The 25,318-nt window shown below is 53.4% G+C and carries 23 protein-coding genes and 1 pseudogene; 7 read left to right on the forward strand and 17 right to left on the reverse strand.

The features are described from left to right. The 8 genes from GLP52_RS19260 to GLP52_RS19295 form a co-directional block, all read right to left on the reverse strand. A partial coding sequence (locus GLP52_RS19260) for a DEAD/DEAH box helicase family protein (RefSeq protein ID WP_237274039.1) occupies positions 1–2,031 on the reverse strand: 2,031 nt, incomplete at its 3' end. Next, on the reverse strand, positions 2,028–3,290 hold the full coding sequence (locus tag GLP52_RS19265) for a restriction endonuclease subunit S (RefSeq protein ID WP_237274040.1): 1,263 nt from the start codon (positions 3,288–3,290) through the stop codon (positions 2,028–2,030). The genes GLP52_RS19265 and GLP52_RS19260, both read right to left, overlap by 4 nt. Beyond that, positions 3,287–5,308 carry a type I restriction-modification system subunit M gene (locus GLP52_RS19270; RefSeq protein WP_237274041.1) on the reverse strand — a complete coding sequence of 674 codons (2,022 nt, stop codon included), beginning with the start codon at positions 5,306–5,308 and terminating at the stop codon, positions 3,287–3,289. Before GLP52_RS19270 ends, GLP52_RS19265 begins: the two co-directional genes overlap by 4 nt. A gap of 100 nt (positions 5,309–5,408) precedes the next feature. Beyond that, the gene (locus tag GLP52_RS19275; RefSeq protein WP_237274042.1) at positions 5,409–7,130 is read right to left on the reverse strand and encodes an N-6 DNA methylase; all 1,722 of its coding nucleotides are present in this window, start codon (positions 7,128–7,130) and stop codon (positions 5,409–5,411) included. Between the two features lie 14 nt (positions 7,131–7,144). Further along, positions 7,145–7,417 (reverse strand): DUF4258 domain-containing protein, encoded by a 273-nt coding sequence (locus tag GLP52_RS19280; RefSeq protein WP_237274043.1) that lies wholly within the window; start codon positions 7,415–7,417, stop codon positions 7,145–7,147. A gap of 89 nt (positions 7,418–7,506) precedes the next feature. Then, a complete protein-coding gene (locus GLP52_RS19285; RefSeq protein ID WP_237274044.1) occupies positions 7,507–7,725 on the reverse strand; it encodes a hypothetical protein in 219 nt (72 codons plus the stop codon). A gap of 451 nt (positions 7,726–8,176) precedes the next feature. After that, positions 8,177–9,286 carry an IS110 family transposase gene (locus tag GLP52_RS19290; protein ID WP_096873665.1) on the reverse strand — a complete coding sequence of 370 codons (1,110 nt, stop codon included), beginning with the start codon at positions 9,284–9,286 and terminating at the stop codon, positions 8,177–8,179. 952 nt (positions 9,287–10,238) lie between these two features. Further along, entirely contained in the window at positions 10,239–10,472 is a 234-nt protein-coding gene (locus tag GLP52_RS19295) for a hypothetical protein (RefSeq protein WP_237274045.1), read from the reverse strand. Positions 10,473–10,870: 398 nt separating this feature from the next. Between GLP52_RS19295 and GLP52_RS19300 the strand changes: the two genes are divergently transcribed. The 3 genes from GLP52_RS19300 to GLP52_RS19310 all read left to right on the forward strand — a co-directional run bounded on the left by GLP52_RS19300 (position 10,871) and on the right by GLP52_RS19310 (position 14,710). Then, positions 10,871–12,301, forward strand: coding sequence for an ATP-binding protein (locus GLP52_RS19300; protein ID WP_237274046.1), 1,431 nt, complete (start codon positions 10,871–10,873; stop codon positions 12,299–12,301). Between the two features lie 1,423 nt (positions 12,302–13,724). Further along, on the forward strand, positions 13,725–14,468 hold the full coding sequence (locus GLP52_RS19305) for a hypothetical protein (RefSeq protein WP_237274047.1): 744 nt from the start codon (positions 13,725–13,727) through the stop codon (positions 14,466–14,468). Continuing rightward, entirely contained in the window at positions 14,465–14,710 is a 246-nt protein-coding gene (locus GLP52_RS19310; protein WP_237274048.1) for a hypothetical protein, read from the forward strand. Before GLP52_RS19305 ends, GLP52_RS19310 begins: the two co-directional genes overlap by 4 nt. A 95-nt stretch (positions 14,711–14,805) precedes the next feature. Here the strand turns inward: GLP52_RS19310 and GLP52_RS19315 are convergent, their stop codons facing one another. The 5 genes from GLP52_RS19315 to GLP52_RS19335 form a co-directional block, all read right to left on the reverse strand. Further along, complete coding sequence (locus GLP52_RS19315) at positions 14,806–15,099, reverse strand: hypothetical protein (RefSeq protein ID WP_237274049.1); 294 nt, start codon at positions 15,097–15,099, stop codon at positions 14,806–14,808. A 266-nt stretch (positions 15,100–15,365) separates the two neighbouring features. After that, entirely contained in the window at positions 15,366–16,475 is a 1,110-nt protein-coding gene (locus GLP52_RS19320; protein WP_237274050.1) for a PD-(D/E)XK nuclease family protein, read from the reverse strand. Positions 16,476–16,478: 3 nt separating this feature from the next. Beyond that, on the reverse strand, positions 16,479–17,615 hold the full coding sequence (locus tag GLP52_RS19325) for an HNH endonuclease (RefSeq protein ID WP_237274051.1): 1,137 nt from the start codon (positions 17,613–17,615) through the stop codon (positions 16,479–16,481). An 8-nt stretch (positions 17,616–17,623) separates the two neighbouring features. Continuing rightward, positions 17,624–18,358: a hypothetical protein gene (locus tag GLP52_RS19330; RefSeq protein ID WP_237274052.1), complete on the reverse strand. Its 735-nt coding sequence runs from the start codon at positions 18,356–18,358 to the stop codon at positions 17,624–17,626. Continuing rightward, positions 18,351–19,574 (reverse strand): nucleotidyltransferase domain-containing protein, encoded by a 1,224-nt coding sequence (locus GLP52_RS19335; protein WP_237274053.1) that lies wholly within the window; start codon positions 19,572–19,574, stop codon positions 18,351–18,353. The genes GLP52_RS19330 and GLP52_RS19335 overlap by 8 nt, the downstream gene beginning before the upstream one ends. A 173-nt stretch (positions 19,575–19,747) precedes the next feature. Between GLP52_RS19335 and GLP52_RS19340 the strand changes: the two genes are divergently transcribed. The 4 genes from GLP52_RS19340 (at position 19,748) to GLP52_RS19355 (ending at position 22,666) form a co-directional block, all read left to right on the forward strand. Beyond that, positions 19,748–20,305 (forward strand): hypothetical protein, encoded by a 558-nt coding sequence (locus GLP52_RS19340; RefSeq protein WP_237274054.1) that lies wholly within the window; start codon positions 19,748–19,750, stop codon positions 20,303–20,305. Positions 20,306–20,309: 4 nt separating this feature from the next. After that, positions 20,310–20,705: a hypothetical protein gene (locus GLP52_RS19345; protein WP_237274055.1), complete on the forward strand. Its 396-nt coding sequence runs from the start codon at positions 20,310–20,312 to the stop codon at positions 20,703–20,705. After that, positions 20,702–21,484, forward strand: coding sequence for an ImmA/IrrE family metallo-endopeptidase (locus tag GLP52_RS19350; protein ID WP_237274056.1), 783 nt, complete (start codon positions 20,702–20,704; stop codon positions 21,482–21,484). Before GLP52_RS19345 ends, GLP52_RS19350 begins: the two co-directional genes overlap by 4 nt. Before the next feature lie 153 nt (positions 21,485–21,637). Then, on the forward strand, positions 21,638–22,666 hold the full coding sequence (locus tag GLP52_RS19355) for a sensor histidine kinase (RefSeq protein WP_237274057.1): 1,029 nt from the start codon (positions 21,638–21,640) through the stop codon (positions 22,664–22,666). Positions 22,667–22,703: 37 nt separating this feature from the next. Here GLP52_RS19355 and GLP52_RS19360 read toward each other — a convergent pair whose 3' ends face one another. The 4 genes and pseudogenes from GLP52_RS19360 to repB all read right to left on the reverse strand — a co-directional run. Next, the gene (locus tag GLP52_RS19360; protein ID WP_237274058.1) at positions 22,704–23,324 is read right to left on the reverse strand and encodes a hypothetical protein; all 621 of its coding nucleotides are present in this window, start codon (positions 23,322–23,324) and stop codon (positions 22,704–22,706) included. 6 nt (positions 23,325–23,330) lie between these two features. Then, positions 23,331–23,627: a hypothetical protein gene (locus GLP52_RS19365; protein WP_237274059.1), complete on the reverse strand. Its 297-nt coding sequence runs from the start codon at positions 23,625–23,627 to the stop codon at positions 23,331–23,333. 44 nt (positions 23,628–23,671) lie between these two features. Continuing rightward, a complete protein-coding gene (locus tag GLP52_RS19370) occupies positions 23,672–24,316 on the reverse strand; it encodes an AAA family ATPase (protein WP_237274060.1) in 645 nt (214 codons plus the stop codon). Continuing rightward, a pseudogene (repB, locus tag GLP52_RS19375) lies at positions 24,313–25,296 on the reverse strand (plasmid partitioning protein RepB); the annotation flags it as partial. The pseudogene repB and the gene GLP52_RS19370, both read right to left, overlap by 4 nt. Positions 25,297–25,318 lie beyond the last annotated feature (22 nt).

The raw sequence follows: 25,318 nt of genomic DNA on the forward strand, positions 1-25,318 counted from the left end.
AAGATCCTGTCCTTTGATGTTGGGATTCATGTTGGCTTCACTGAATTCAGCATCTTCATCGCAAACGAAGGCTTCGCCGGAAATGCGATCATCATCGGAGTGCATGATATCTTTTCCCGACAGCTTGCCGGAGAAGGCGACCAAAGCACGAATTTCTTTGTATTGAGGATTGGCCTCAATGAAGGCGTCGAAGGCTTTCTTATATCTGACCGCCGCCGGCCTCGAGCTGGTCACAACCATAGCCTTGGCATTGCCATCAAGGAGGTGAGCTACGTTCTTTGAGAAATGCTCCATGATGAACCGCACCTTTTGAGTCACGTTCGTCGGGTGCAGATTCATCCACCGAGCGAGGGCCCGCTTTGCCGATTTTCCATCAACGCGCTTTTCATCGACCATTCTCTTGCCGAGATTGAAGGCGGTCTTGTAGGGGAGGTAGCCTTGAAGGACGTCCATGATGAAGCCTTCGTCAATGGCCTGTCTCATCTCATACTTGTGGAATGAGGCCGGCAGGTTGCCTTCGCCGGTGGGCTGAGAAGGATCCGGCCGACGGCCGAAAAGCATCATGGTGGAATGCTTGGGGGTCGCAGTGAAGGCAAAATGCGAGATGTTTGATGGCCTCACGCGGCTCTTCTGGATCTCTTCGAGCAGCTGCTCGACGGTCATGCCGGCCATATCCCTGTTGGATGACATGGCCAGAGTTGCCTGCAGCTTGGAGGCCGTGCTTCCGGTTTGGGAAGTGTGCGCTTCGTCGATAATGACTGCGAACCCGCGATCCTTCAAAGAGGATTCCGTGAGGATGGCCTCCATCGCATGTGGGAATGTTTGAATGGTCACAACGATAATCGGAGTGCCTTTCAAAATAGCTTCAGTAAGCTGCTGGTTTTTAGGCTTTGAAGAGTTTTCCCGGTCAATGGCTGCGATCAAGCCTTCCTGGTGATCAATCTGCTGAACTGCGTCCTGCAGCTGGCTATCAAGGACGTTTCGATCGGTAACGATGATAACGGTATCGAAGATAGACTTGCCATCATCCTTTCGCATTTTGACCAGATCATGGGCCGTCCAGGCGATGGTTGATGTCTTTCCAGAGCCGGCGCTGTGTTCGCACAAGTAGGCCAGACCGGGCCCGTTTTTCTTGGCATCCGCGGTCATTTGATTGACGGCATCAAGCTGGTGGTAGCGGGGGAAGATTTGGGTTTCCTTGACGGACCATTTCCCTTTTAGGTCCACCACATCTTTCTTTTCGACATAGACAAAGCTGTGGAAGATGCGAAGCCATGCGTCGGGCTGGCAGATCTTTTCCCAGAAGTAGGCGACAGGGTATTCACCGTCATCTCGCGGAGGGTTTCCGCTACGCCCCTCATGCCCCTGATTGAAGGGCAGGAAGAAGGTGTTTTCGCCGGCAAGCTTCGTCGTCATCCAGATCTCGCTGTCTGACATGGCAAAATGCACGATGGCGCCGCGTTTGAAGGTGAGAAGGGGATGCTTACGCTTAGTTCTCGGCTCAACGGGGAGCCGGTCCTCAATATACTGCAGTTTCGCGGTTTCAGCCGATTGAGTGAAGTCGGTCTTCAGTTCGACGGTGGCGACTGGAAGGCCGTTCAGAAAGAAGCCCAGATCAATCGCATCCTGATGTCCGTGTTTATATTTGAGCTGCGGCACGACGCGGAGCCGGTTGGCGGCGTAGCGGTCGATGATCTTTTGGTTTCGTTGGTCTTCAGGGGCAGCCTCGGACATATCGATTTGCCCGCATCCCGCGATGGCGAAGCCGCGACGCAGGACATGAATGGGGCCATTCTTTTCCAGAGCCTTTTCGAGGCGATCCATGAGGACTTTGCGAGCTTTGTCGCCATTCATGGCGACGAGCCTCTCCCATTTGGACGGCTGGGTAGCCTTCAGCCATTCCTCGATGTCCTCGGGATAGAGGGCGTGATCCTGATCGTAGCCGGCGGAGGAGCCCAAGAGCCAACCCTGCTCGGTGAGCTTCTGAACTATGTAGGCTTCGAGGTGCTTTTCGTGATGCAGGTCGCTCATGCCGCGCTCCTTACGTCGATTTTACCGGTGACAGCGGCAGTGATGAGAGCGGATCGCTTCTCTTTGAGCAACTCGATGCTGCGTTGCGTCTCACGGATAAGGCCGTCGATACGAGCGGTTTCGCGGTCGATGGCCTCCATGATCCTATCTTGCTCCTCGCGGGGAGGGACCGGCAACGGAACAGGTGCGAAGCGGATAAAGCGAAATCGCGGGGCACGCTCGCGCACCGACGGACAGAGAATAAAGATGTAGTTTCGAAGCGCCATGCACCGCAACACCATTGCGAAATAGTGGCAGTTTACGTTGTTATCGCGGGGCGTGCAGACAGCATATTCTCCGGTGGCCTTGCCTGTATCCTCTGACACACCCACCGCACCTGCAAAAGCATCCATCGTATGGATTACGAGATCGCCCTCATGTATGCGCTGATACCCCACCTCTTTTTCCGCGAAAGTGTATCCGCCCGTTCGTCGTTTTGATCTCAGGCAGACTTGTCCATCCCTAAATGCGGTGATGATGCCATCATCTTCTTCGACAGGGCGGGCCATGTTATTAAAGAGATGCTTGGCTTTCTTGATATGCCAATGCGTGGGCACGTCGCCCAGCCAGTCCTGCCCGGATGGCTTTAGCGGCGTATCCACATCGAGTCCCTTGGTGACGGCTCGTGTAATCTCAGCTACCCGTTTTTCCCGCAGCAGAGTGATGAAGCTGTTCTTCTCAGAGATCAGATCGTCGATGCGGCGGGTTTCGCGGTCGAGGAACTTGGCAATGTTCGCTTGCTCCAAGGCATCAATGTTTGGAACCGGAAACTCAAGCAATTCTGATTGGTTTAGGTTCTGTCGAATACCTCCTCCGAGGCCATTAAAAATATTACCTAAGTAGGCGGCATAGAAGTACCAGTAGTAGAATTCCGGAAGGACTTTATCTGACTTCCTTGTCAGCCGAATGTAGGCAGGGCTCATAATCCCGCGCCGGGGAACGAGACCAACGCGGCTCGTCTTGATGTTCTGAAGATCAATCAGCTTGAATGCGAGGTCGCCCTTCTCGAATATCTGATAAGAACCATAGTCTGACGACTGTAGACCTTCGTTATCTTCAAGCGATCGATCTATTACGCCACGCATAGTCAAAGCCAACCTGTGACTTTCCTTCATTCCGGTGTTCGGGCTTTTTTCATAACGAAAAAGATGCTTTGCTGGAACGGTATCCCAAAGAGACGTGCCAACAAAATCTTCAAGAAAGTCGCGTGCCTTGCTCATTCTGTCACCTCTGCAAGCATAGCCGCAATGCGTTCTTCCACCGCATTCAGCTCCGCATCGATCTCTTCCAGATCGCGTGGCGGCTGATATTCATAGAAGTACCGGTTGAAGTTGATCTCGTATCCGACGATCCCGACGCCTTCATCAGCCTCATCCTTGTAGGTCTCGTCGATGTATGCGTCTTCGGCGTGGGGCAGAACCTCGGTGGCGAGGTAGTCTTGAATGTCAGTCGCAAGCGGCACATTCTCAAAGTCGGTCATATCGTCATCAGGGGTGACCTTGCCCTTTTTATCGATTACAGGCTTTAATTCAGGATCGCGCACACCGAAGGCAGCCCGCAATGACTTGATCAGTGCTGCGTCAAGCTTACCGAGTGCCGTATCCTTCTTGGCCGCATCCTTGGCAAAGGACTCGACCCAGTGCCAATCATGCTCCGAATTCATTTCTTCGCGCAAAAGGTCAGTCCAAGCCGACTGCTGCTCCTCGGAGCGCTTGGCCCAAGCCTTCTCTTCAGCCAGCTTCTCGAAGCCTTCGTCAGAGATGACGATCTTCTTGCGCAGAGGGCGCAGAACCTTGATCCGGCGATAGCCGAAGTCTTGCGCGTCCATAATCAAGCTCTGCTTTGACGGCTCGCAGTCCGAATACATGGCTACGATCTCGCGGATCTGATCATCACTGATCTTGCGCCGCTTGTTGCCCTCGCTCTTGCGGAGAGGTTCGTACATCTCGGTCGCATTGATCAGCTGCACCTTGCCCTTCCGATGTTCGGGCTTCTTGTTCGACAGAATCCAGATGTAGGTGCCGATGCCGGTGCGGAAGAAGATTTCCTGCGGCAGCGCAATGATGGCCTCGACCACATCGTTCTCCAGTAGATGCCGGCGGATCTCAGATTCCCCCTGCCCGGCACTGCCGTTGAAGAGAGGAGAGCCGGACAGAACGATGGCCGCGCGGCCGCCACCTTTCTCCGGGTCCTCAAGCTTGCTCAGGAGATGCAGCAAAAAAAGCATTGAGCCGTCGCTGACACGGGGCAGCTTTGGGCCGAACCGGCCTTCAAACTTCTGTTCCGTGTGCTCTTTGACCACATCCTTTTGATCCATTTCCCACTTCTTACCGAACGGTGGATTTGAGACGCAGTAGTTGAACTTTTCGTTCGCCAGCTGATCGTTTGACAGGGTGCTGCCGAGCTTGATGTTCTGTGACAGATCCCGGCCGGGGTCAGACGGGATCGTCTTCAAGAGCATCGACGCCAGAGCAACCGCATGAGTCTCAGGCTCGAGTTCCTGGCCGTATGGTATGATCGTCGGCGCATTGCCGTAGCGGTCCCGCAATGTGTCAACGTGCTCCATACCGTCCGAAATGAAGCCACTGGTACCGATTGTCGGATCATAGAGTGTCGTAATGAGACCAGGATTGTTGACAAAAATTTTCTCGTCTGGGGCAAGCAAAAGCTCAATTGCAAGATGAACCACATCGCGCGGTGTCATAAAGTCTTCTGCAGCTTCGTTTACTTCGGCGCCAAATTTGCGAATTAGATGCTCGTAGACGTTCGACATCGTCCGCTCAGGAACGGTGTTCGGGTGCATATCGATCGCTGCGAAGTTTTGGCAAATCTTGTAAAGAACACCGCCGCGATCCATCCGCGCAATTGTGTTGGCAAAGTCAAACTGCTCAAAGATCACTCGAGCATTAGCTGAAAAACTGGAAATGTAATCTTCCAGGTTTTGGCGGGTCCGGGTCGCCCCAAGGCTTCCCAAGTCATAGTTGGAGGTATTGTAAAAGGGGTAGCCCGTGATTGGAGGCAAAATGAGGTCCATGTCGACGCCCTGATTGGCCATCGCTTGATGAGTTGATGCAACCTGTGTCCTGGTAGGCTCAAGAACGCACTCAAGACGTCGAAGCAGGGTAAAAGGCAGAATAACTTTACCGAAATCAACGTGTTTGAAATTGCCCCAGAGGACATCGGCATTCTTCCAGATGAAGTCTGCGAGCGTTGCGTTGTTGCTGTTTGTGTTGGTCATAGGCCCTGAATATATTGATATGTGAATTTGTTTGGTCTCTTAGGATATTGGTCCAGACCGGGATGAACGAAGAAGATTTGCCGAGGAAATGCAGAAACGCTTACCCCTGCCATCCTTGAAGTGCGTCGTGAGGCCATGATGCGTCTCGCTCACGGTCAATATCCTCAAGAAGCAGCCGAACTTGGGCTCGCTTATCTTGTCGCTTTTGGAAGGCTGCCTCGATAGCCGCTTTCTCTTCGTCAGAGGGAACCGGAACCTGGAACTCTTTGAGGTCCTTGATGGCAATGGTTTGGATTGCGGCTCCCACAGCAAGCGAGCGCAGGGATGTTTTCACTGCATCGCTTGAGAGAAACTCAAGAAGAGCGACCCCGGAAACCTTACTCTTCTTCGGGCGAAGGATCATGAATGATTGGCCGGCAGTCCAGAAGTGGCTGTCATCTTCCATTGGAACATCACTTGGGACCAAAGCGGCCGTGCCAATTGTCCCTTTCACGGAAAGGATCACATCGCCCGGCTGAAGCCGCTGTGCGCGAGCTTTCCTGAGTTGAGGCCGATCGAGCAGAAGCTCTTTCTTGGGAAGAGGCAAGAAGTCATTGTCTCCAATGTCAGCAGGTGCTGCTTCACGAATAATGACATCGCCATCATCCCCTTTGCCGATAGATACTGGCCGGATGAGTTCGACCACTTCCGCAAGCGGGAGAGTCTCTCTGTTGTCCAGAAACCGCTCCAGGGCAGCCACTGCAGGTGGAATAACATATCGGTCCAAGCTTAGGATGTAGTCCTTATCCCGGATCTCAGAGATAGAGGCCTCAGCAATGGCCTCATCATCCTGATGAGAGGGATGTGAGATTGCCTCAAGCCAAGAGCTCTCGGGTTTGACTTCAGGCCTGCCCCGAACGGTCTTCCCTGCAAACTGAGGAGATCCAAGATTAACAAAGCGAACAGTGTCACTTGCGCTTCGTTTTGGTCCTAAGACAAGGATGTCACTGGCGATGCTGGAGGCATGGAAGAGCATTCCAGCCGGAACTGACAGGATGGCTTTGAGGCGACCGGATTCTACGAGCGCTTCCCGCGCAATAGGCTCTACACCCACACCTCGGAACATTGCACTACTGGCGACAGATACAATCACGGTATCAGTCGGCGATACTTGAGCATCTGCGAGAGCCACAGCTTCGCCACTTAGGCGTCGAGGTCCGTCATCACGGCCAAGGATATCCAATGCTTCCAAGCTTAGCTCGGCGGACGAATGAATTTTAGAGCCGAACGGAGCCATGATAATTTCTGCGTCGTATGCCTCATCAGCGACCCTGTTAAAGGGCTCAGCCATCACGACTTGAAGAGGAACTTCCAAAATGAAAGCCATCATCTTGGCCATGTCGCAGACCTCAGAATGACGATCTACAAAACGTACAGTCGACCCTTTGGAGGCCATCATCAGTGCAGGGTGCAGAGAGCTGGTGAATGCGCAGCGCACAGTGCCTGGAGTGCCGGCAAGCTCGGTGATGCGCTTGGCAGGCAAATATCCAATCCAGAACCCAGTCTCCCGGCTCTGATAGACACCCATCATTTCATCTATAGCCGCAAGCTTCTCGGAGTTGGGGATTGCAAGAAACCGGGAACGCGCCTCCTGTAAGGCGTAGTAGCCATCGTCATTTTCACGAAGAGACATCAGCGCGTTGGAAGCCAAGCCGGAATGTTCAAGCTCCATCCCCATGCTCTGAGATATGTCCGCAAGGAGTACGTTCGGCAATTCGGATTGCCGAACGTACCCGGAGACCCCATCAAGTGCGCGCCAGACATCGGCGTATTTGCTCTTCATTTTATTTCAGCCCCTTATTTTCTTGCAGCAACTGATGAGTAACTGTCAGTGCGATAGGTCGTGATGAGTTCTTCTCCGGCAGAGACTACGGTAATTCCACCTTTGCTCATGACTTTTTGCAGCACCTTCATCTCACGCTGCAGGTTTGTCAGTATCTCATGGCATTGCTTCCGTCCCAAGATGGTCTTGTCTCCGACGGGTTCGCCATATTCAAGCGCCAGATCGACCAGTTCTTGTGTGATGCCTCTTTGGTTCATCCGGGCATCCATGTGCTTTGTCTTTTTCATTTGATTTTCCTTCCTGCTGAATAATACATACACCCCCTGAAAGCAGTTTCAACCCCTTATTTTATATTTTTAGAGAAAATGTTACCCGGTCACTGAGCACTTTCCTTTGAGGAAGAGGGAGGGGTAACGCGGATCCCAGCCTCTTCAAGTAGGTGGTAGGGGGCATTTCGAATCGCGGCATCGACGTCGATCTTAGATTTTGGCGCTTCTCGCGTAAGTCGTAGAGAGAGGAGGCTCACTACAATAACCCCCAAACTGATGACCATCAGCGAGATCTCAACGATCAATTTTGAAGAAATGCTATCCATGTACTCTCCCCCAACAGGCCTGTGAGGCATTCTCACGCCGACAATGTGATCTGGCCAATATTATAGCACAGATCCCCAACTCTTGTTGGCTATCTCGATTTGGTCACCATGACGCGAGACTGAAAGCCAAGGAGCGTGGTCAAGCATGTAGGGGTCTGCTCCGGCTCAGTGCTAAATCCTACGTTCTCATGAGCGTTTTCAGGTTTTCTGACACGAGAAGACTACCCCGCTGACACGGGTTAGTCAAAGATGTAGCCTGTACAGGCGCTGGAGACGGTGGGCCGAACCGATGGTTATCATGCTCTCATCCGCGGATTGGTTCCCGCCTGACCTGGTTCGATGCGGGAGCGCCTCTCTCTAAGGACGGATATGTTTCCCAACGTAGTCCGAGGATTTCCCTATCATTGGCCGCCATCTCCAGCGTACTGCACAGGCAGTCTGGACCGTTACGTCACGCTGTTAGTGGCGTCTTGCGGGCGATGTCCCATACAAAGCCCGCGAGCTCTCGCGCGATGGCGGCAAGCACACGGGGCTGGGGTTTGCCGGTGTTCGAGAGGTGGCGGAACCGCTTGCAAAGACGGGTCTGCGCCTTCCAGCCGATATCCTTGATCTCCTGCGGCAGGTGCGCGGATCGCTTGAGATACGGCTGCCCTTCCTTGGGCGGGTGGCGATAGGACCAGCCCGCTTCCACCAGCATCGTTCGGGCCAGAGCATTCCCGGTCTTCGTCAGGCGGCCACGCCGCGTCGTGCTGCCACTGGAATGCTCACTTGGCACAAGCCCGAGCCACGCCATCAGCTGGCGCGGGTTCTCAAAGCGGGTCATGTCGCCAATCTCGGCCACTACGGTCGCTGCGATGATCGTGTTCACGCCGCGCAGCGCACGCAGGGCATCAACTACAGGGGCAAAACGCCAGGTCTGAACCGCTTCATCAACCGCCTGATCCAGAGTGGCCACACGGGCCTCGGCCTGATCGACCGCGCGTTTCAATTCCTCAAAGGCCAGCTGCTGGTGGGTCAACCGGAAGCGGCGCAATTCGGCCAGCCACCGACGATGTCGTTTTGTCCAATAGCTGCCATTCTCGTATCGGAGCCCGTGACGTAGAAGGAAGCTGAGCAGTTGCTGCTTGGCAACCTTCACTGCATCCATCGCTTGTTTACGCGTACGGATCAGATCGCGCATGGCTTCCTGCTCTTCATCAGGCGTCCAGATTGGCGTCAGTTCGCCTGCACGCCACAGCCTTGCGAGCATCTCCGCGTCGCGCCGATCCGTTTTGACCCGATCTCCAGCCTTGCGAGGGATCATCGCGGGCGCGACAACCGCGCTTTCGAATCCGAGCTTGGTCAGGTGACGGTGCAGGCCATAACCACAAGGGCCGGCCTCATAGCAAAAGGTCGGCACCTTACCCGACGCCGTAAGCTGCTTGGTTAGACGCAAAACAGAATCCGCCTTGTTGGCAATTGTGCCGAAAAACCGGATCTCACCGCGGCGACCTTCCTCTGCCACAGCAACGGCGATCGTGTCCCTGTGGACATCCAGGCCAACGTAAAGTGCGTTCGTCATTGGTGTTTCTCCCGAACAGTTTCATGTTCGCCAAGAAAACCACATCTGCGGCATTACCGCCGCAAAACGCTCATCTGGTCTAAGCAAAACCGGTCGTTCCTTCTCGATACAGCGAACGGCAGTTCAGAGCCCACACTGTGAATTCGATTTTCGCGCTGCGGGCGCTCGCAGCACAAAAAATGTCGCGTTAGCGAAAAAATGGATGCCGTTGCGCAGCGTGGAAAGCGGCCATCTGTGCATGTCGCAGCATGGATCAGCCGTCGAATTCACAGGTTGCGGGACACAGGTTGCGGGACTAAGCAGACGTTAGATTTAGGTGGATGTACCCCCGTCAAGGCACGAGAAGATGGTGGACTGCTGCTCTGCTACTTGCTGATTGTTGGAAATCCAATTCTCCCTACCTCACTACTAAAGTAGGCAAAGTTGTGATACACTGAATCTTGCATCGGGCGGTCAGGGAGGACGTCATGTCACCACCGAGGGTAGCCACCGGGTCTGTAACCAGAATTGGCACCATCATACCGTCGTTACACCGCGTGACAGCCATTCTTTTTGCAAGTGTTGTGGGAGTTTGGAGCTCGGCGCATGCCGAAAATGTCAGTGACGACTCTTTGCGAGAAATAGTCGACGGCAAAGTCTGGGTGACTGAAAATGGCTGGGGCGTATGGACTTGGCAGACAAATAATGAGCTTTGCGTCCGTACGTCTTCTGATGACAAGGACTGTGCGGACAGCGGGCCATTACTGATGGCGCTATATGCTACGAACTGGAGTGGTGGAGCGACACCTACGGCTTGCGAAAAAACTGCTTTGTCGTCAGGTCAGTCGAAGACGGACGATATGAAGCAATTCCGAGGGGCTCCGCAGTGGACTCCGCAGTCTTCGCCTTCTCGTTAGCGGAATAAGAACTGCACGCTCAACGCTCCATGATTGTGCGGACTGCTCCGAAGCGTTCATCCCAGAAGCCAATACTTTTCGGAGAATACGCCGATGTCCATACAGGGCTCAGTCCCGCCGACCGCTGCCGGATGTACGAAGGTCAGTTCTGGGTTGGCGAACGGCAGCAACCGCACGCCAACGACGTTCAGATGTCGATCCGTTCTGCTATGGGCTGATGTCCGGTCCGAGCCCATACTGACCTCGTGGGGGGCGGAGGTCTGCCGCCCCTCAGGATTTTGCGTGTGCAAAAATCCATCTTGTTGCGACCCGCCCTAAGGAAAACTTCAAAGCCAGGGGAATCTCCGTAGAGAGGCGTCACCGAACCAGCCGTCTGTGCGTCACGCAGCATTCTTAGGCTGGACGACGAATGTGCAGGATCAAAATGCCGTTCATTTAAATCAGCTCTGAAACGCGTCCTATCTCCCCCGCCCCGCGTTTCAGACGTTGCCGACTTAGGCCAACTTCCGCTGAAAGCAAGCTTGTGTCTCAGCATTTATTCGCTGCACCGCAGCAATTTCATTCATCCCCAGTGAATTCAGCATTGTTTCGTCAGTCCCTCGCCCCTAACTGCGGACTTCATCTTTTCTCTCGCATTGCGTCTACGGGCGATGTGCTCGAACGCCCACGCTGTCAGAAAGACACCTTCATGAACTATAACACGATGGCCCTGTCGGGGCTCAGCATGCCGTTTTCTGAATTTGATTTCCGGTTTGATAAAATCACCAGTTTGGCCTCGCGGCTCTTAGGTGTACCGGTTTCGCTTCTCACGGTCATTGACGATGCAGGTGGTCGACAACTGTTGAAATCAGCCGTTGGTGTCCCGGATGAGCTGCAGCAGAGCCGTGCGACGCCGTTGAGCCATTCCTTCTGCAAACATGTGCGAGACAGCCGTTCGACGTTGCTATTGACCGATGCTCGAGAGCATCCACTTCACATGCACAATCCTGCAATAGAGGATTACGGCGTCGTCAGCTATCTCGGCGTTCCGTTTCACGGCGAGCGCGGCAAACCGATTGGTGCGCTTTGCTGCTCAGATCAACGTCCACGAGAGTGGTCTGAGCAAGACGTGGAACTATTGATACGCCTGGCTTCAATTGCTGACGACCAGTTTTATCTGGCTTCAGCAGTAAGAGATCGAGCAAGGGCTAAACTTTTTGCAGAGAAAGCGGCTCGAACCCGAGCAAGTTTTCTGTCGCATGCGAACCATGAAGTCCGGACGCCTTTAAGCGCAATTTCTGGAGCCGCGCGTCTTCTTAGTGCTATCTCAGCAGACGATAAAGCTCGTAACTTAGTGGAGGTAATTGAGCGGAATACGTCTCGTTTGCTCGCGCTTACGGAGGATCTGGTTCGCATCACGGAGCTGGACACGGCTACCGCTTCCATTGCGGCAGAATCTTTTGATCTTATCAACGTGATCGAAGATGTCGTCGCCAGAAACCTCAAGGCGGCTCGTTCCAAGGGGATCGCCCTAACATTCAATAACCAAGCCAACGCCAATACAATCTTCTTGTTCGATGTCGCCATTCTCACAAACGTGATGGAACAGCTTGTATCAAATGCGATTAAATTCACAGCCGATGGCGAAGTCCAGGTGACAGTTGAAGCTACTTCGCAAGAAGACTTCGTCATTCTTCGCGTAAGCGATACTGGCCTCGGTATAGGACCCAATCTGCAAAGCAGGCTTTTTGATGAGTTTGAAGGCCATGACCCGCAAACTGCGCGCGAAGGTGGCGGGACTGGGCTCGGCATGAACATCATCAAGCGTGAAGTCGATTTGCTGGGGGGCACGTTATCCCTTTCGAGTGAACTTGGTGAAGGAACCCACTTTACAATTTGCCTCCCGACAGCTCGTAGCTTGGTGACCGATGAGCAGATAGAGGAGGATGAGCAGAGTGACCCCCGCCACATCACCTGCTTGGAATGCGGTGAAGAGCTGAATGTTCTGCGTCGCCATATTAGCCAAAAGCACGATATGACGCCGGAAGCTTATCGCTCCAAATGGGGCTTGCCGGACGATTTTGAACTCTCCAGTCCTGCTTACAGGGCAATGCGGCGCGCCGTTAGAAACCAAAAGTAAAACAGCTTGGTTGTGATAGTCTACCGTGCTGCCCCACCCTCCAAGCGTGGATCGGGGACTGTTTGCCCCTCCTATTTTGCCTATGAGGGGTCCGAGCCGATCGCCTAAGGCGCTGCTGGTTAACGCGCTGCATGGGGCGCGTCGGATATAGCTGGATAAGCCACGAAGACCGGCTATTAGACTTGCCTTTTTGTTTAGGCCTAAGCGTCCCTAACGGTTGTTATAGTCGCTGCGTTTCCAAGCCGGAAAGAATATATCTGTCCCCGTTCCCCGGGAACCACTTCTGCAGTTTGTTGCCGCGCTCTCAATTCAAGCGGGGCTGCGGCAGCGCAGAATAGCGCGCGGTTACTACATCGGCTGAATGTCGGCTGACAGCGTCTCCGTATTCCGCCCTTCCTCTCTGAGGTCTTCGCAATCGCGGCGGAAACTAAGCGTCCGCAGCGAAGGTCCGTAAAGTCCGCACTGTGTGATTTTATGCGCAGCGCAGCGAATGGCGGCTTTCACAAACGCAGGTTTGTGAAACGGATGTAAAATAGGCTCTCAGATAGCGAAGTCGTGCATCTCAGCTCATGTCTAAATGTAAATTCCGCAAAAGGGTGCCAGCGTCAGGGAAAAATATTTCTTAGCGTAGGATTTTGCACTGAGCCGGAGCAGACCCCATGTAGCGCCCCACCGGATATGCGCCACTCGCACTGGAGCATCCGCCGCCAGATAACGAAAGACAGACAAACGGCATCACCGGCCGATTAATCTGACTTCTGCAAAAGTTGGCATCTGCCAACAGCATTCATCTTGGACGCTAAACCTCGGTGGCGTTAGATATGCAGAATGTCGATGCATGATCCCCACCGCCTAAAGGAAGTCTGGAGCCAGAAGAGCGTTCCCGTAGTCCTTCGCCGTGATGGGAAGGGTGAACAGGTAAGGGTCAGGTTGCCCTATGCGGAAGGCAACTACGCCTGGCTTCGAGACGGTCGCCGCCTTCGCCCCAGTTGGAATGCGAGCCTGACATGCTGGGAAATACCCAAAGCGTGGTTCAATGATCTGGTAAACCGCAGCCTTCGCCGTTGGGGCCGTATCTATGTCATCCAGCCATATCAGGAACAGGAGATCTGTGCGCCCGCCTGCATGAACGCATCGGGTCATGAGTGCCAATGCTCCTGTATGGGAGCAAACCACGGGCAGGGTGATGATGGGGGCTGGTTCTCGACCGACGATGCGTTCGCCGCCCGATGGGGAGATCGCGAGCTTGCATGTCGCCTTATGATCTCGCGCCCATCAATAGCAGAGCCATGATTGCCTAAAAATACTCCTTTGCGGTGTTGGCGCTCACGAGAGGCCAAACGACTGTTTATTAGGTCAGCGGTGAGACATATTTCCGTCAAGGTCATGCGTCAGATACTCAAGCTGTATCTGGAGAAACTTTATGAAAAGAACATTTTTGATCATTTTGGCCGCATTGCCGGTCGTAGCTGGCTTTGGTGCCTTAGGTTACGTGATTATGGAAAACCGCAGTCTGAAAGCGGATATTACCGCCTTCACAGAGCCTTCCATGGATGCTCGAACCGAATGCGTCAGAGATAGTGTGTCTGCCTACCGTCTAATGGAAGCACGCCAACACGGCATTCCGCGCGGGGAAGAAGCGCGACAGTACGCCCATTGGAAAATGGCCTTTCGCGAAGCCGTGCCTGGTTCGCGGAGCTATCGGTTTTTTCAAAAGATAGAAGAAGAGGTTTGGTCCTATTCTCGAGAGATTGACCCTGTTGAACAGAAAAGGGTTGCTGACACCTATTCGGACATCAAGGGAGAGGAATGCCTAAAGAGGTACGCGCCTCGTATGATACATCCTAAGATTGGCTCGGATGACATCTGTGGGCCCGACAGGAGAGAGCTATGTGATGCCATTCCAGCGGCTCAAGTTGGGCAGGACCTCTGCGACCCGATGCGGGAAGTTACCTTGCGCGCTGGTCACCACATCAATGCCACCCGGGATACGATAAGAGTTCTTGCACCTTCGTTTAGACGCGACATCGCTGCCAACAATATGAATGAGCAAGATGTGGAAGCGGCTGTATTCTTGCAGGAAGCTTCAGGCATCACGCTCAGAGAACTGGAAATCGCAGTGGGCAAACTGACGTTGGCTGCAAGAAGCATGTGTGATTTCAAATGAACGGTGTGCTCTTCAAGATGTATTTTGCCATCATTGGAGCTGTGGTTGCAGTAAGTGTAGGAATTTTGGCTTACGCTGAAGTTAGCGGTGAAAACTTGAGGCATGCATACTACGCAAACTTCGGATTTCGCTGTGGTAACGCCCTATATTTTTTCGATTGGGGTGGCGGTGAGGCAGGCTTCAACGCATATGCTAATGAAGTAGCGCAATACTGCAACTTGGATCACGATCCTCGGTTTTGACCGGATGCCGGAGCAATCTCAGAGACACTCTGTGACTTAGCTCGAACCCTACTGAACTTCTGCTCTGGAAACTCGGCAGGGTTGTCTAATGCGAGTTATTGCAGGGTCCAGTTCAGATCGACACCCATGGATCGGGCCGCAGCAACTTCATCCAAGACCGGCATGCCGTAGTTTTTGGGCTTCCACTTCTCTCCATTGAAGTTTTTCCACAAGGACTGCTCTTCTGCCCACCGATGTAGCTCTGTTTCACATTCATATCTAATCTGATCGTCTTCCAGTCGAGGGTCAGTGGAGAGGGCAAATGTCTCAAGACCAAGATCGCCCCAGTCCTTTGCGTGGTCGGCCAGTGGGCCAGATCGGGTTGAGCGTGCGCTTACTCCTTTGCGCATAGAGCGCATCCAGCTGGCGTGTCCTCCATGACGCGCCCATATATTCTTGGCTATTCCTATGCGTATGCCCCTGACTGGCCAAACTACATTGCAGTAGATGCCATATCTCTTAGGGAGCATCTCGCGAGGACTGGCGCCCTGACGCCAGTCCATATCAAATCTTATACCATTGATAAGCATTCTAATGTCTCCCGGATGCATCCCCATATTGGTTATGTCAGAAAATGGGTTACAGGCATCCAATATGCTGCCGATAAAGATACTTCTTATCGGTATGTTGCTCCTGTCAGTCTTTCAGCCATATCTGCTGATGAGGCGTTTTGCTCAACATCTTCGAGCCCTGCGAGTTCAGCAATATCGAAGTAGCGATGGCCCATCATCCCACCCGGAGAGGCTTTGCGCACATCGGTCTCTTCGAAACGGTCAACCAGGTAGTACCTGTGCGCATCTGCGGCAAAACCCTTAAAGTAAGTCTCTGCTGCACGGATGATATTTTGGATGCGGCTCCTGTGCTCAGTACTGAGCGTCCCGAACTCTTCGACTTCGACAATCAGGTTGTCGTCTTCTTTACGGCATATGGCCGCAGCAACTACCCGCCCCACATGGCTGATTTTCTTTTGACGATAGACCCCGAGAAAGTGGGCTCGGGTCCATTTTGGGTTTCGGTGCGCAGGCTCAAAGTATACACCATGCTCAATATTTTCACGCCAAGATTGCCCGCAAAGCATCGCCACCATCTTGCGGTGCTGATCAGGGAGAAGGTTTTCTCCGCCGATAAATGCTTGGTAATCGTCTAAAATCTCTCGCAGATCTGGATTATTGGAACAGGCCGTATCAAGTGCCTCAAGTAGTTCTCGGTAGGTTGTGGCAGCAAAGGTGATACCGTGCTCAAGAGCCCGCTGTTTCCATCGCTCGTCGTCGTCAACATTGGTACTGTTGTTCGTTAAGCCAATCAGGAAAGCTGAGCTCTCTGGGTGTCTTCTTTCAGAGATTGAGCGCATATGGCGCTCTAACTGATCGTCGTAAAGGCCGTCGCCGCGTTTTGCCTCTACGTAAATATGCAGTGGTTTCTGACTGAGCACAGCATCAGGGATTGAATATGCCTCACCAACTTGCTGTTCAAAGCGCGGGCCGATTTCAACCTCATCCTCATCCAGCAGAGATTGGAGGACATCCTCTAACAGACGAGGAGATGTTCGATAAACATGTTTCAACATCAGCATGGTGTTGTTGGTTACGTGGTTCTCGCGCTGCGAGTACGTTTGAAAATGATTGATAGCGCTCAATTTTCCGCCTTTCCGATCTAAAATTTGTCCTAAAATACAGGCCCGGCTCTTAGCTCCAAGCTCAGGGAAGGCCCTTAACTTGTCAAACATGATCTATGACTTAATCCGAAGCCTCCGGACAAAGCCGTGATCTGGTACGCGGTCGAAGACATCGAAGCTCGGCTGCGCTTTGGGCTGCCATACGCGCCCAAACTCGACTGAGCACGATACAGGAGTGGCCGGAAAGACAGACAGTTCGACATCACTGCCATGCTGGTTCTGTATCTCATCGAACGTGCGTCGAACGATCTCCCGGAAACGTTCGAGATCGGCTTTGTGCCTGATAATCCCGGCGCGGTGCAGGTCGCTACTGATTTCCCAGATCGACACGTCCGGCCCTAAAGCCTCCACTACAGCCGCGTCGCTGACTTCGTTGGTTATGGACAACTTCAGAGCAACCTTCTTGGGGCCAGGTGCACCACGGTGTCGGGTGAAGTGAACCTCTTCACGATTTTCTGGCCAAGACCACTGCGCGGGTTCTCTCTGGAGTTCGTAGACATCGGCGATCGAGATGTCAGAGAGCAGCCGCCCCAGTTCCATCAGCAAAGGGATCGGAGCAAGGCCGAACACGGAAAGGTGGCGGATATCGCTATCCTCGAAGCGACCATGAATCTTGGATGCGAAGTCGGCGCGGAGGACCTCAGGCTGAACGATCCAGTATGTAGGGTCGGTATCCTTGTAGTGCATACCTTTAACTTTGATCTCGATAGGCCTCGCCTCGGCAGGTGTCCGTTCTGGCAAGATGGCCGTCACGCAATCATCAAAAGGAACCGCCGTCTCATTTGGGCCGATCGGCGCGCTAAACTGGAGTATGTGTGATCGGCTGTTCGGACCTGCGGACAAAACCATGTCGACCCAGGCTTCATGATCACGCTTCATCTGTCGAAGTCGATCTGCCGAATAGGCGTCTGGATTTTCGCGGTCGATCTGACGATGACAAGCATCGCAGAGCAGCATCACATTGGTATAGTCATTTGCCAGCATTGGAGACAGCTTCTCGTCCCCTCTGGGGCCCTTCACGCTATCTGCGATGATATGGGCGACATAGCCCTTGTTCGCACCAAGGTTGCCGGACACCAGATGGCCAATCAGTGGTTCGTTGCAGTTCTCAAACTGACACCTTCCAGCAGATTGTGCCCACACGATCCGCCTGGTTTTCTCACCCAAGTTTCGAGTTCCGTTCTTGCTCATATTTTTCCTCAATGCACGCGCCTAAAAGGCCGGTTTTTATGAATTCGTTTTTGTATCTCGCGGGGTGACGGCATAGGCGTCAGGTCAATCAACCGACGCAGCCAAGTCTCGGCCGTCTCTGGGCTTACCTGGGACCAGAATTTTTCAAGTGTGGCCCCACAACACTGCGTTGCTGTGAGCCCGGCGCCGCACGGGCAAGGGGCATCCATATCCAGCAGGTCATTGCTAATTCTCTGTGTCAGGACGTTCTGCACCTCGGTCTTCCTTGCCCGACACCCCATGAATTCAGCCACCGCATCAATCCAGCCGTCGGCGCCGTGATCCCATTCATCGAATGGCCAAGCCTCACCTTTTTGTCGGAGCAGCTGACTTAGAAAGAAGTTCCTCAGCGGTCCCTCTACGAAGGCACCGATCGTCGGGTATTCTTGGGTCACCATCCATGTTTCAAAAACTGTGATGCAGCAGACGCCAGTAGGCGAACAATGGAAGGTGTCGCGCTTTGGAATGCTGTCATCCAGCATCGTCACTTTAGGCTCTGTGAGCGGGTAGTCGGCCGGAACCTCGATCCGAATACGGTGCTCTGCCAGTGGGCCACGGTCACGATAGGCCGGTAGCTTTGCCAAGAGCAGGTAGACACCCTCAACGACGACCGCCTCATCCTTGATTGAGATATCCAGGAAAGGCTGATCGACATAGAGGGTATCTCTGACATCACGCAGAAGGCTTTTCACCTCATCACTCACCGGGGTACCAAGGCTTTGTCTGGTTTCCAGATGAATGCACTGCGGCAGCCTCTTCGGCGGCGACTGCTGCACTTGTAGCCACAGCCGCCGCTGTCAGGGCCATCATCGGAGCCACCTTACTGATGGTTTCATTCGTCATACTGTCACGGAAGGCAGGAGGAATGGCGTCAAACCGGCTACCGGCCAAGTAGGCAAGGATGTCTTGACGTGCTTTCCCGATCCAGCGTTCAAAGTTCTGGCGCTTGATCGGCTTCTCTTGCCACTTGTCGGCAAAGTTTTCCGCTGGATAGGATGGGTTCGAAATCACCGGAACGGGGCCAAGCTCCTCCACCGTACGCTGCATTTTCGGGAGAATGTTCCGGAGCGTGTCTGAGATCGTCAACTCTCCATTGTAAGATGTTGCTGCCAACGTTGCGATGATGATTGAGATCGGCTTGTGATCATCGCCATCAAACATCACGTCCCGATGCCGTTTCAGCAGCTTAATTGCATCCTGAAGAGGCGTCTGGACCTTGTGGTTCGGAAAGTCTTCTACGGAGGCAATGACTTGGCCAGAAGCCATCATCTGCATGCGCTTCTGCTCGAGAATCTGACGCTGACGCAGGCGAAACCAACGAAGGTATCCCTTGGGATTGCTGACGAGCCATTCTGAGCCGCGGGTGTGATAGCCGTCATGCTTCTTGTCTGTGATGCTGATCGCCGTATCAGTATACGAGTGCACACCATCAAGGTTGTAACCGGCGGAAACGAGAGAAGCGACGTAGCTATTTGTCCCTGGGATACTTGGGAGAATATCCATGTGGAAATCTGCCTCGTCGGCATACTCCATGGTCCAGCAGCGCCGTCCGTCCTGTGGTTTTTGGTTCATATGGTACTTTGTGGCATAGGCCCTGATCTCGAAGCCCACCAAGCTCTTGAGTTCAGCCTGCGACATCTGATTGTGGTCACCATTCTCAAGCTCGCAAACCACATCGACATCATAGGCGTCGTTATCTCCGATGGGCCGAATAACAGTCCCCAGTGCGAAAGAGCCTTGGGCCGAAATCTTCGGCTTCAGCGCACGAACCTTAGACTCTGGTCGATCGAGCCAATCCCCTATTGAATGATACCTATCCCTCGCTTTTTTATCATAGCTTTGCGGGATGGAAATTTCTCGGACAATGGCCCGGAGGGCCTCCTCTTTAGAGGTAATCTGTCTGTCTTTCGGTATGTTCATGCGCTGCCTTTCTCTGCCGTGCGTTTTGTCACCATATGATACAGAGGCCTGCCAATAGGCCCTCGTTATGGTATGCGCTTGGGAACGTGCGCCCCGGACATGCGAGCCGAACTTTTTTGTCCGGCGCTTTGGTTCTCGGGCGCATATACAGATAGAGCGAACAAGGACGGCCTATGGATCAGGTGACAAGCCAGCGACAGTTTCACACCATCGATGAGTTCAAGGCCGCGCTTTCATTGACTGAAGCAGAGTGGATTAAGCTTAGAGGCTTGGCGCGCAACCGCTGCCGTGTTGGCCGACCAGGCGAAGAAGAGGAAGTTCTCCAAGATGCCATCTATCGCGTGCTTGAAGGAAAACGTAAGTGGCCGAAAGGACTGAACCTTTATGCATTCCTTTCTGGGGTGATGAAGAGCATCGTATCAGAGCAATCCAAGATCGGCTTCAGGCGCAATGTGGATCGAGACATCGATAAAGCTGCCAATATTGTATCAGAAGACACCAGTGCAGCAGACCTCGTCCTCGAAACGGAAATCGTGACGCATGTCATGGCGCTGTTTGACGGAGATGATGATGCAGAGGCCTTGGCAGAAGGGATTATGGATGGCTGGGAAAAGCAAGACTTACTCAGCCTCTTTGACGGCGACACGACCCGCTACGAAACTGTGCGCAAGCGTTTCAAAAGGAAAGTAAATGCGCACCCAGAACTCAAGAGTATGATCCATGGTGAATGACAAAATGTCGAAGCTCGATCGTCTCGAGGAGGCGATCAACGATGATATTCTGGCGATGACGCCAGAGGAGGCGCTCGAAGAGGCTAAGGCCGATGGCGAAGATACAGCTGCCTTTGCTCAAAGAATGGATGCTTGGCTTGAGACAGCGTTTGCTCAGGCAGGTGTATCGCGCCTAAGAGACGCGCGCGTAGCTTTGGAGCGTGATCAATCCAAGACGAATATTGTTCCGATGAAGCGGAGCGACAGCCAACCCCGCCCTGAAAGCTTCATTCCAGACACGATGGCAGCTCGCAATGGCAAGAAACTGTCTGAGCGAGACAAGGATGCTCTCGACGAAGATTTTGATGAGCTGTTTGATGATGACGCTTGGAATGATGATCAGGACGAGACTGACAAATGACGCACCAACCCCGGACCGCAGAGAAGGTGTTAAAATCTCTGTCGATTAGCGACCCTGGGGCGATTGATCTTGAGGCCATCGCCTGGCTGAGCGGAGCGAAAGTCAAATATCGAGAACTCGATGGGTGCGATGCTTGCATTGCCGGCCGAGCTGATGTCGGGCGAGCGATTATTTCTATCGACAGTCGTAGTATGGCTCGTCGTCAAAGATTTTCGCTTGCACACGAGATCGGTCATTGGGAGTGGCATAGAGGCCACCAGCTGATGTGCAGTAAAGATGATATCGGGGGCAGCGGGAAATCCCGCGGCTTGTCGAAGGAGGCTGCAGCAAACCGTTTTGCGGCTGAACTTCTCATGCCCAAGTTCATGCTTAAAGATGCCATCCGCGACTTTGATAGGCTCAATATGCGAACGGTCAGAGAGATGGCGACCCATTTCGACGTCAGCTTGACTGCGATGGCCTACCGGTTGGTCGAGAGTGATTTCCACCCATCTCTTTTACTTGCATATGGTAAAGATGGACGGCGCTGGTTTATTCGCTCGAAGAGCATCGATGAGAAATGGTTCCCAAAGAACACCCTCGACCGCGAAAGCAGCGCCTATAGCATCCTCTTCGAAGGTGCTGAAGATGACGGACATATGTCCACGATTGATGGTGATACCTGGTTCGATGTGGGATGGGCGGACCAAGTAGAGCTGGGCGAGCAATCCTTCAGGACGCAAGATGATGAAGTGGTAACTCTACTTGTCGCTCGAAGCGACAGAATGCTTGCTGATTAAGCGATCAGAGAACGTCTTTTCCTTCATAAAATATATCGGTATTTTTTGTTATGAGGGATAATAATCTTTTAATTTCAATTCGTTGAAGTATTATTGCCTCGGTTAAGGTTTCTGGTAATATTGGTCGGTCGCAAATACAGGGCATGGCTTGAAATGAAAAACTTGGTAGGAAATCTCCAGGGGCACCTGGCTGCCGTCATCGAGGGCTCTGATGATGCCATTATTACAAAGAGTCTCGACAGCGTAATCCAAAGCTGGAATCCGGGCGCGGAGCGGCTTTTCGGCTATAAGGCAGAGGAGGCTGTAGGTCAGCCTATCACAATGCTTTTCCCCGATGATCGTATCGATGAAGAAGCAGGTTTTATCGCTCGGTTGTGCCAAGGTGAGCGGATTTCCCATTTTGAAACCATCAGGAAGCGTAAGGACGGCACGCTCGTTCCGATCTCTCTGACCGTTTCGCCAGTACGTGATAACGACGGAAATATCGTAGGTGCATCGAAGATCGCCCGCGACATCACGCTGCAGCGTGAGGCTGACGAGCGGCAACATCTTCTTCTAAGGGAAATGCACCACCGTGTTGGAAACTCTTTTGCCGTCGCCGGGAGTCTTCTCTCAATAGCAGCGCGGCAAGCAAATAGCATCGAAGATCTCGTTGCGGGAATGCGGCAGAGATTTCAGGCTTTGGCGGCGGTTCATTCGAAGGCCGTCAGCGACCCTTCTGGCGATGGGCCCGAAGGCACTAATCTGGCCGACCTTACTCAATCTCTTCTAAAGCCATTCACCGAGGGCGCGCCGATCCAGATGGATTTACCCGAAATCCATATTTGCCCTTCCGCGATCACGCCACTTTCACTCGTGTTTTTTGAGCTCGCTACAAACGCCGTAAAATATGGAGGGCTTTCAGAAATGGGAGATGGCCTCTCAATCCAAGCGGAAACGTTGGAAGACCGGTTATTCATTCAGTGGAAAGAATTCTGCCCCTCTGTGCCACCTTCTGCCGATCCAGACCGTATAGGATTTGGCACGCGCATGTGCGACAGCACTGCTTCTTCCTCTCTTGGTGGCACCATCACGCGAGACTTTTCTTCCAAGGGCATGATCGCAACACTCGATCTGGATTTAATGTGCGTTGCGGGCTCTCAGACGCCGATGATAGATGACGAGACCGTCCTTGTTGGCTGACGTTGGCAGCTGCCAACATCACCTCGCCAACGAAGGTTTAACTCTCCAACGTTGCGACCATTTCGCGCAATTGAGGTAAGGAAACCGGGTTCTCCGGATAGACCAGATCAGAGCGGATCTCTTGAACGACACCGCGTAGGACCTGAGTTTTCTTCAGCCCAGATATTTTTGTGAGCTCAGTGAACTCCTTCTCAAAATTACGGGACACTTTGAACGACAGGCGTTTGCGAGGAATCTTAACATTCACTTTCGGCTTCGCAGCCTTGGCCTCCGAAAAGAGTTGCTTAAGTCTTTCTCTGGCCTGCGGGTTCTGGGACATCTTCCGCACATAGAAAGCCAAAAGAAGCTTGCGATGGCGCTTCGAAGCGCGTTCCGAAATGCGGGTTGCCGCGGCGTCGAGGACCTCGATATCAGATGCAGGCACCTGAGCCTCGAGGGAGACCTCGACGTTCTTCTGCGCCCGCCGGATAGCAGGCAGGGACTGGGCAGGGATCGCAACCACCTCGCCGCAGTGATCGCAGACAGAGGCCAAAATATCTTTCACAACCCCGGTTCCATCATCAAACGGGACATCACGATAGAGAAACGTGGTCTCTACCACATCCTGGCAGGATTGGCAGATCGCCTTGGATTTGTCCCCGGCACTGTAAAGCTTCATGGCGTGCTACCTGTGAACGCTGATAAAAATGGTATTGGGATCGAGGAAGTAGAACTTGATGTACCAGTCCTCCTTCCGAAGGATGTGAACGTCGACAGTCTTGACCATGTGGTGCGGTCGCATCTCATGATCCTGACCGCGGCACTTACTGATGACGTCAATGATTTCCTCCTCCGACACTGCGTTGGAGTAGAGCAAATTCTTTGTTTCGATCTCACGACGCGTCTCGACCTCGTAGGTCTTGTCGCGCAGAGCCTCTATCGCGCGTCGCTTGGCCTCCTTAAATCCAATCTTCTTAGTCAATATACGAACTTCCTCGTAAAAAATCAAGTTGAGGGTGCTGCTGATTACCGCAGTCTGCTTTGGACTTCACGAAATAAGGCTTTGATCTCGCCAACAGCCTTCGAGCTCGGCCGATCGAACTCAGTGATCGCCTGACCGGAGATCAGGGCCTGCATAAAGGCTTTGCGTTGGCCGAGCCGCGCTTTCGCCACTGGTACATCAGGATAGAGATCTTGAAGGACAGCTGCTGTATCGTCGCCTTCAGGGCCGACGGCGGCCACCTGGCTCAACACAAAAAGACCGGGGCGTCCGGTTTGCTGCATGATCTCAACCGTGCCGGCCGCGGCATTGATGTCGAAGGGCCCAGGACGAATGGGAATGACCACCAGATCCGCAGCTCGGATCGCGGCGTCGATTGTGCCTCCAGCATGGGGAGGCGTATCAAGCACCACGTAATCAGCGCCGTCATCTTCTGCTTGGGAAAGGTATGCGGAGAGATTACCCGGCATGGCCTGCAATACGATGGGATCTTCAAGCTCACGCAGCTTGGCCCAGTCAGCCACAGACCCTTGGGGGTCGAGATCCAGAAGAATGACCTGAGCATTCTTCTTAGATTGCATCGCCTGTACCGCAAGATGGATAGAAATCGTGCTCTTGCCAGCGCCACCCTTCTGCGTGGCGACAGCGATGACCTTCATTTTACGGCTCATGTTTTATCCATATTGTCGTCTACAGGGTCGTTACTATCGCTCGGCACCTGTGCCTCGTATTCCCGGAGCATTTGATCGACCAGAAGTTGGCCATTGCTGGCAAGCCAATCAAGAAACCCAGGTTTAGGCGCATCGCGCAGGGTAAGCTGCACACCACTGCCGGTACGTTTAATTGTCCCTACAGGCTTGTTGTGTGAGGCGACCCATATCTCTTCACCTGCAGAAGGCTTGGGCCCTGAAGGCTTAGGGGTAGGCTCCGTATGGAAAGCCGCATCGAAGAGCAAAGTGAAGCGCGCATCAGAGGAAGCTAAGTTGTCATCCGCCGTGTTGGCAGCTGCCAACACTTCTCGCATACGCCCCAGAGCCTCCTTGTCAGTCTCTATGTGGGAGACAAGTTTCTCCCAACGAGGACGCCCGATCCCTGAAGCCTTCCCTATGAAGGAAAGGATATCATCAGGGACCCCGCGACCGATTTTTAGATACCTTGATCTGTCTGTCTTTCCACACGAGAAGGCGATGTCGATGTCGGTCGGCGCAAGCTGTGCCTCATCTATCATACGCACGGCCAATCGGGCGCGTTCAATGTAAGTCAGATCTTCCCGGGCAATGTTCTCGATTGCCTGGCTCATCACAAGCGCCGCATCGTCGAGATCCTGGATCTCTGCGCGAACATGCAAGCCTGCAAGTTGACAGGCCGCAAGGCGCCGTCGACCGGCAACGATCTCGTACTCCCCAGGCCTCAGGGGATGGGGCCGAACCAATACGGGTACCTTCTGGCCTGCCGTACGCAGGCTTTCAGCCAAGATGGCGATTTCTTCTTGGCTGACATCAATGCGATCTTCCAAGCCGCCAGCATGGACAATAGCAGGATCGAGTTCGGCAATCCTGCCGGCCACTGGACCGGTGTTGGCAGCTGCCAACCCATCCTTCCTGGATTTTGCGGCCAGGTCCCGCAGGGAGCTTTTACGCGCTGCCATGGGGTGTTTCCTTCTTTGGGTGCAG

It is taken from the genome of Sulfitobacter sp. M22 (assembly GCF_021736025.1).
Lineage (GTDB): Bacteria > Pseudomonadota > Alphaproteobacteria > Rhodobacterales > Rhodobacteraceae > Sulfitobacter > Sulfitobacter litoralis.

Coding starts and splice junctions, on each gene's coding strand:
- GLP52_RS19265 (WP_237274040.1), bottom strand. CDS start 3,290: ATGAGCAAGGCACGCGACTTTCTTGAAGATTTTGTTGGCACGTCTCTT.
- GLP52_RS19270 (WP_237274041.1), bottom strand. CDS start 5,308: ATGACCAACACAAACAGCAACAACGCAACGCTCGCAGACTTCATCTGG.
- GLP52_RS19275 (WP_237274042.1), bottom strand. CDS start 7,130: ATGAAGAGCAAATACGCCGATGTCTGGCGCGCACTTGATGGGGTCTCC.
- GLP52_RS19280 (WP_237274043.1), bottom strand. CDS start 7,417: ATGAAAAAGACAAAGCACATGGATGCCCGGATGAACCAAAGAGGCATC.
- GLP52_RS19285 (WP_237274044.1), bottom strand. CDS start 7,725: ATGGATAGCATTTCTTCAAAATTGATCGTTGAGATCTCGCTGATGGTC.
- GLP52_RS19290 (WP_096873665.1), bottom strand. CDS start 9,286: ATGACGAACGCACTTTACGTTGGCCTGGATGTCCACAGGGACACGATC.
- GLP52_RS19300 (WP_237274046.1), top strand. CDS start 10,871: ATGAACTATAACACGATGGCCCTGTCGGGGCTCAGCATGCCGTTTTCT.
- GLP52_RS19305 (WP_237274047.1), top strand. CDS start 13,725: ATGAAAAGAACATTTTTGATCATTTTGGCCGCATTGCCGGTCGTAGCT.
- GLP52_RS19310 (WP_237274048.1), top strand. CDS start 14,465: ATGAACGGTGTGCTCTTCAAGATGTATTTTGCCATCATTGGAGCTGTG.
- GLP52_RS19315 (WP_237274049.1), bottom strand. CDS start 15,099: ATGCGCAAAGGAGTAAGCGCACGCTCAACCCGATCTGGCCCACTGGCC.
- GLP52_RS19320 (WP_237274050.1), bottom strand. CDS start 16,475: ATGTTTGACAAGTTAAGGGCCTTCCCTGAGCTTGGAGCTAAGAGCCGG.
- GLP52_RS19325 (WP_237274051.1), bottom strand. CDS start 17,615: ATGAGCAAGAACGGAACTCGAAACTTGGGTGAGAAAACCAGGCGGATC.
- GLP52_RS19335 (WP_237274053.1), bottom strand. CDS start 19,574: ATGAACATACCGAAAGACAGACAGATTACCTCTAAAGAGGAGGCCCTC.
- GLP52_RS19340 (WP_237274054.1), top strand. CDS start 19,748: ATGGATCAGGTGACAAGCCAGCGACAGTTTCACACCATCGATGAGTTC.
- GLP52_RS19345 (WP_237274055.1), top strand. CDS start 20,310: ATGTCGAAGCTCGATCGTCTCGAGGAGGCGATCAACGATGATATTCTG.
- GLP52_RS19350 (WP_237274056.1), top strand. CDS start 20,702: ATGACGCACCAACCCCGGACCGCAGAGAAGGTGTTAAAATCTCTGTCG.
- GLP52_RS19355 (WP_237274057.1), top strand. CDS start 21,638: ATGAAAAACTTGGTAGGAAATCTCCAGGGGCACCTGGCTGCCGTCATC.
- GLP52_RS19360 (WP_237274058.1), bottom strand. CDS start 23,324: ATGAAGCTTTACAGTGCCGGGGACAAATCCAAGGCGATCTGCCAATCC.
- GLP52_RS19370 (WP_237274060.1), bottom strand. CDS start 24,316: ATGAGCCGTAAAATGAAGGTCATCGCTGTCGCCACGCAGAAGGGTGGC.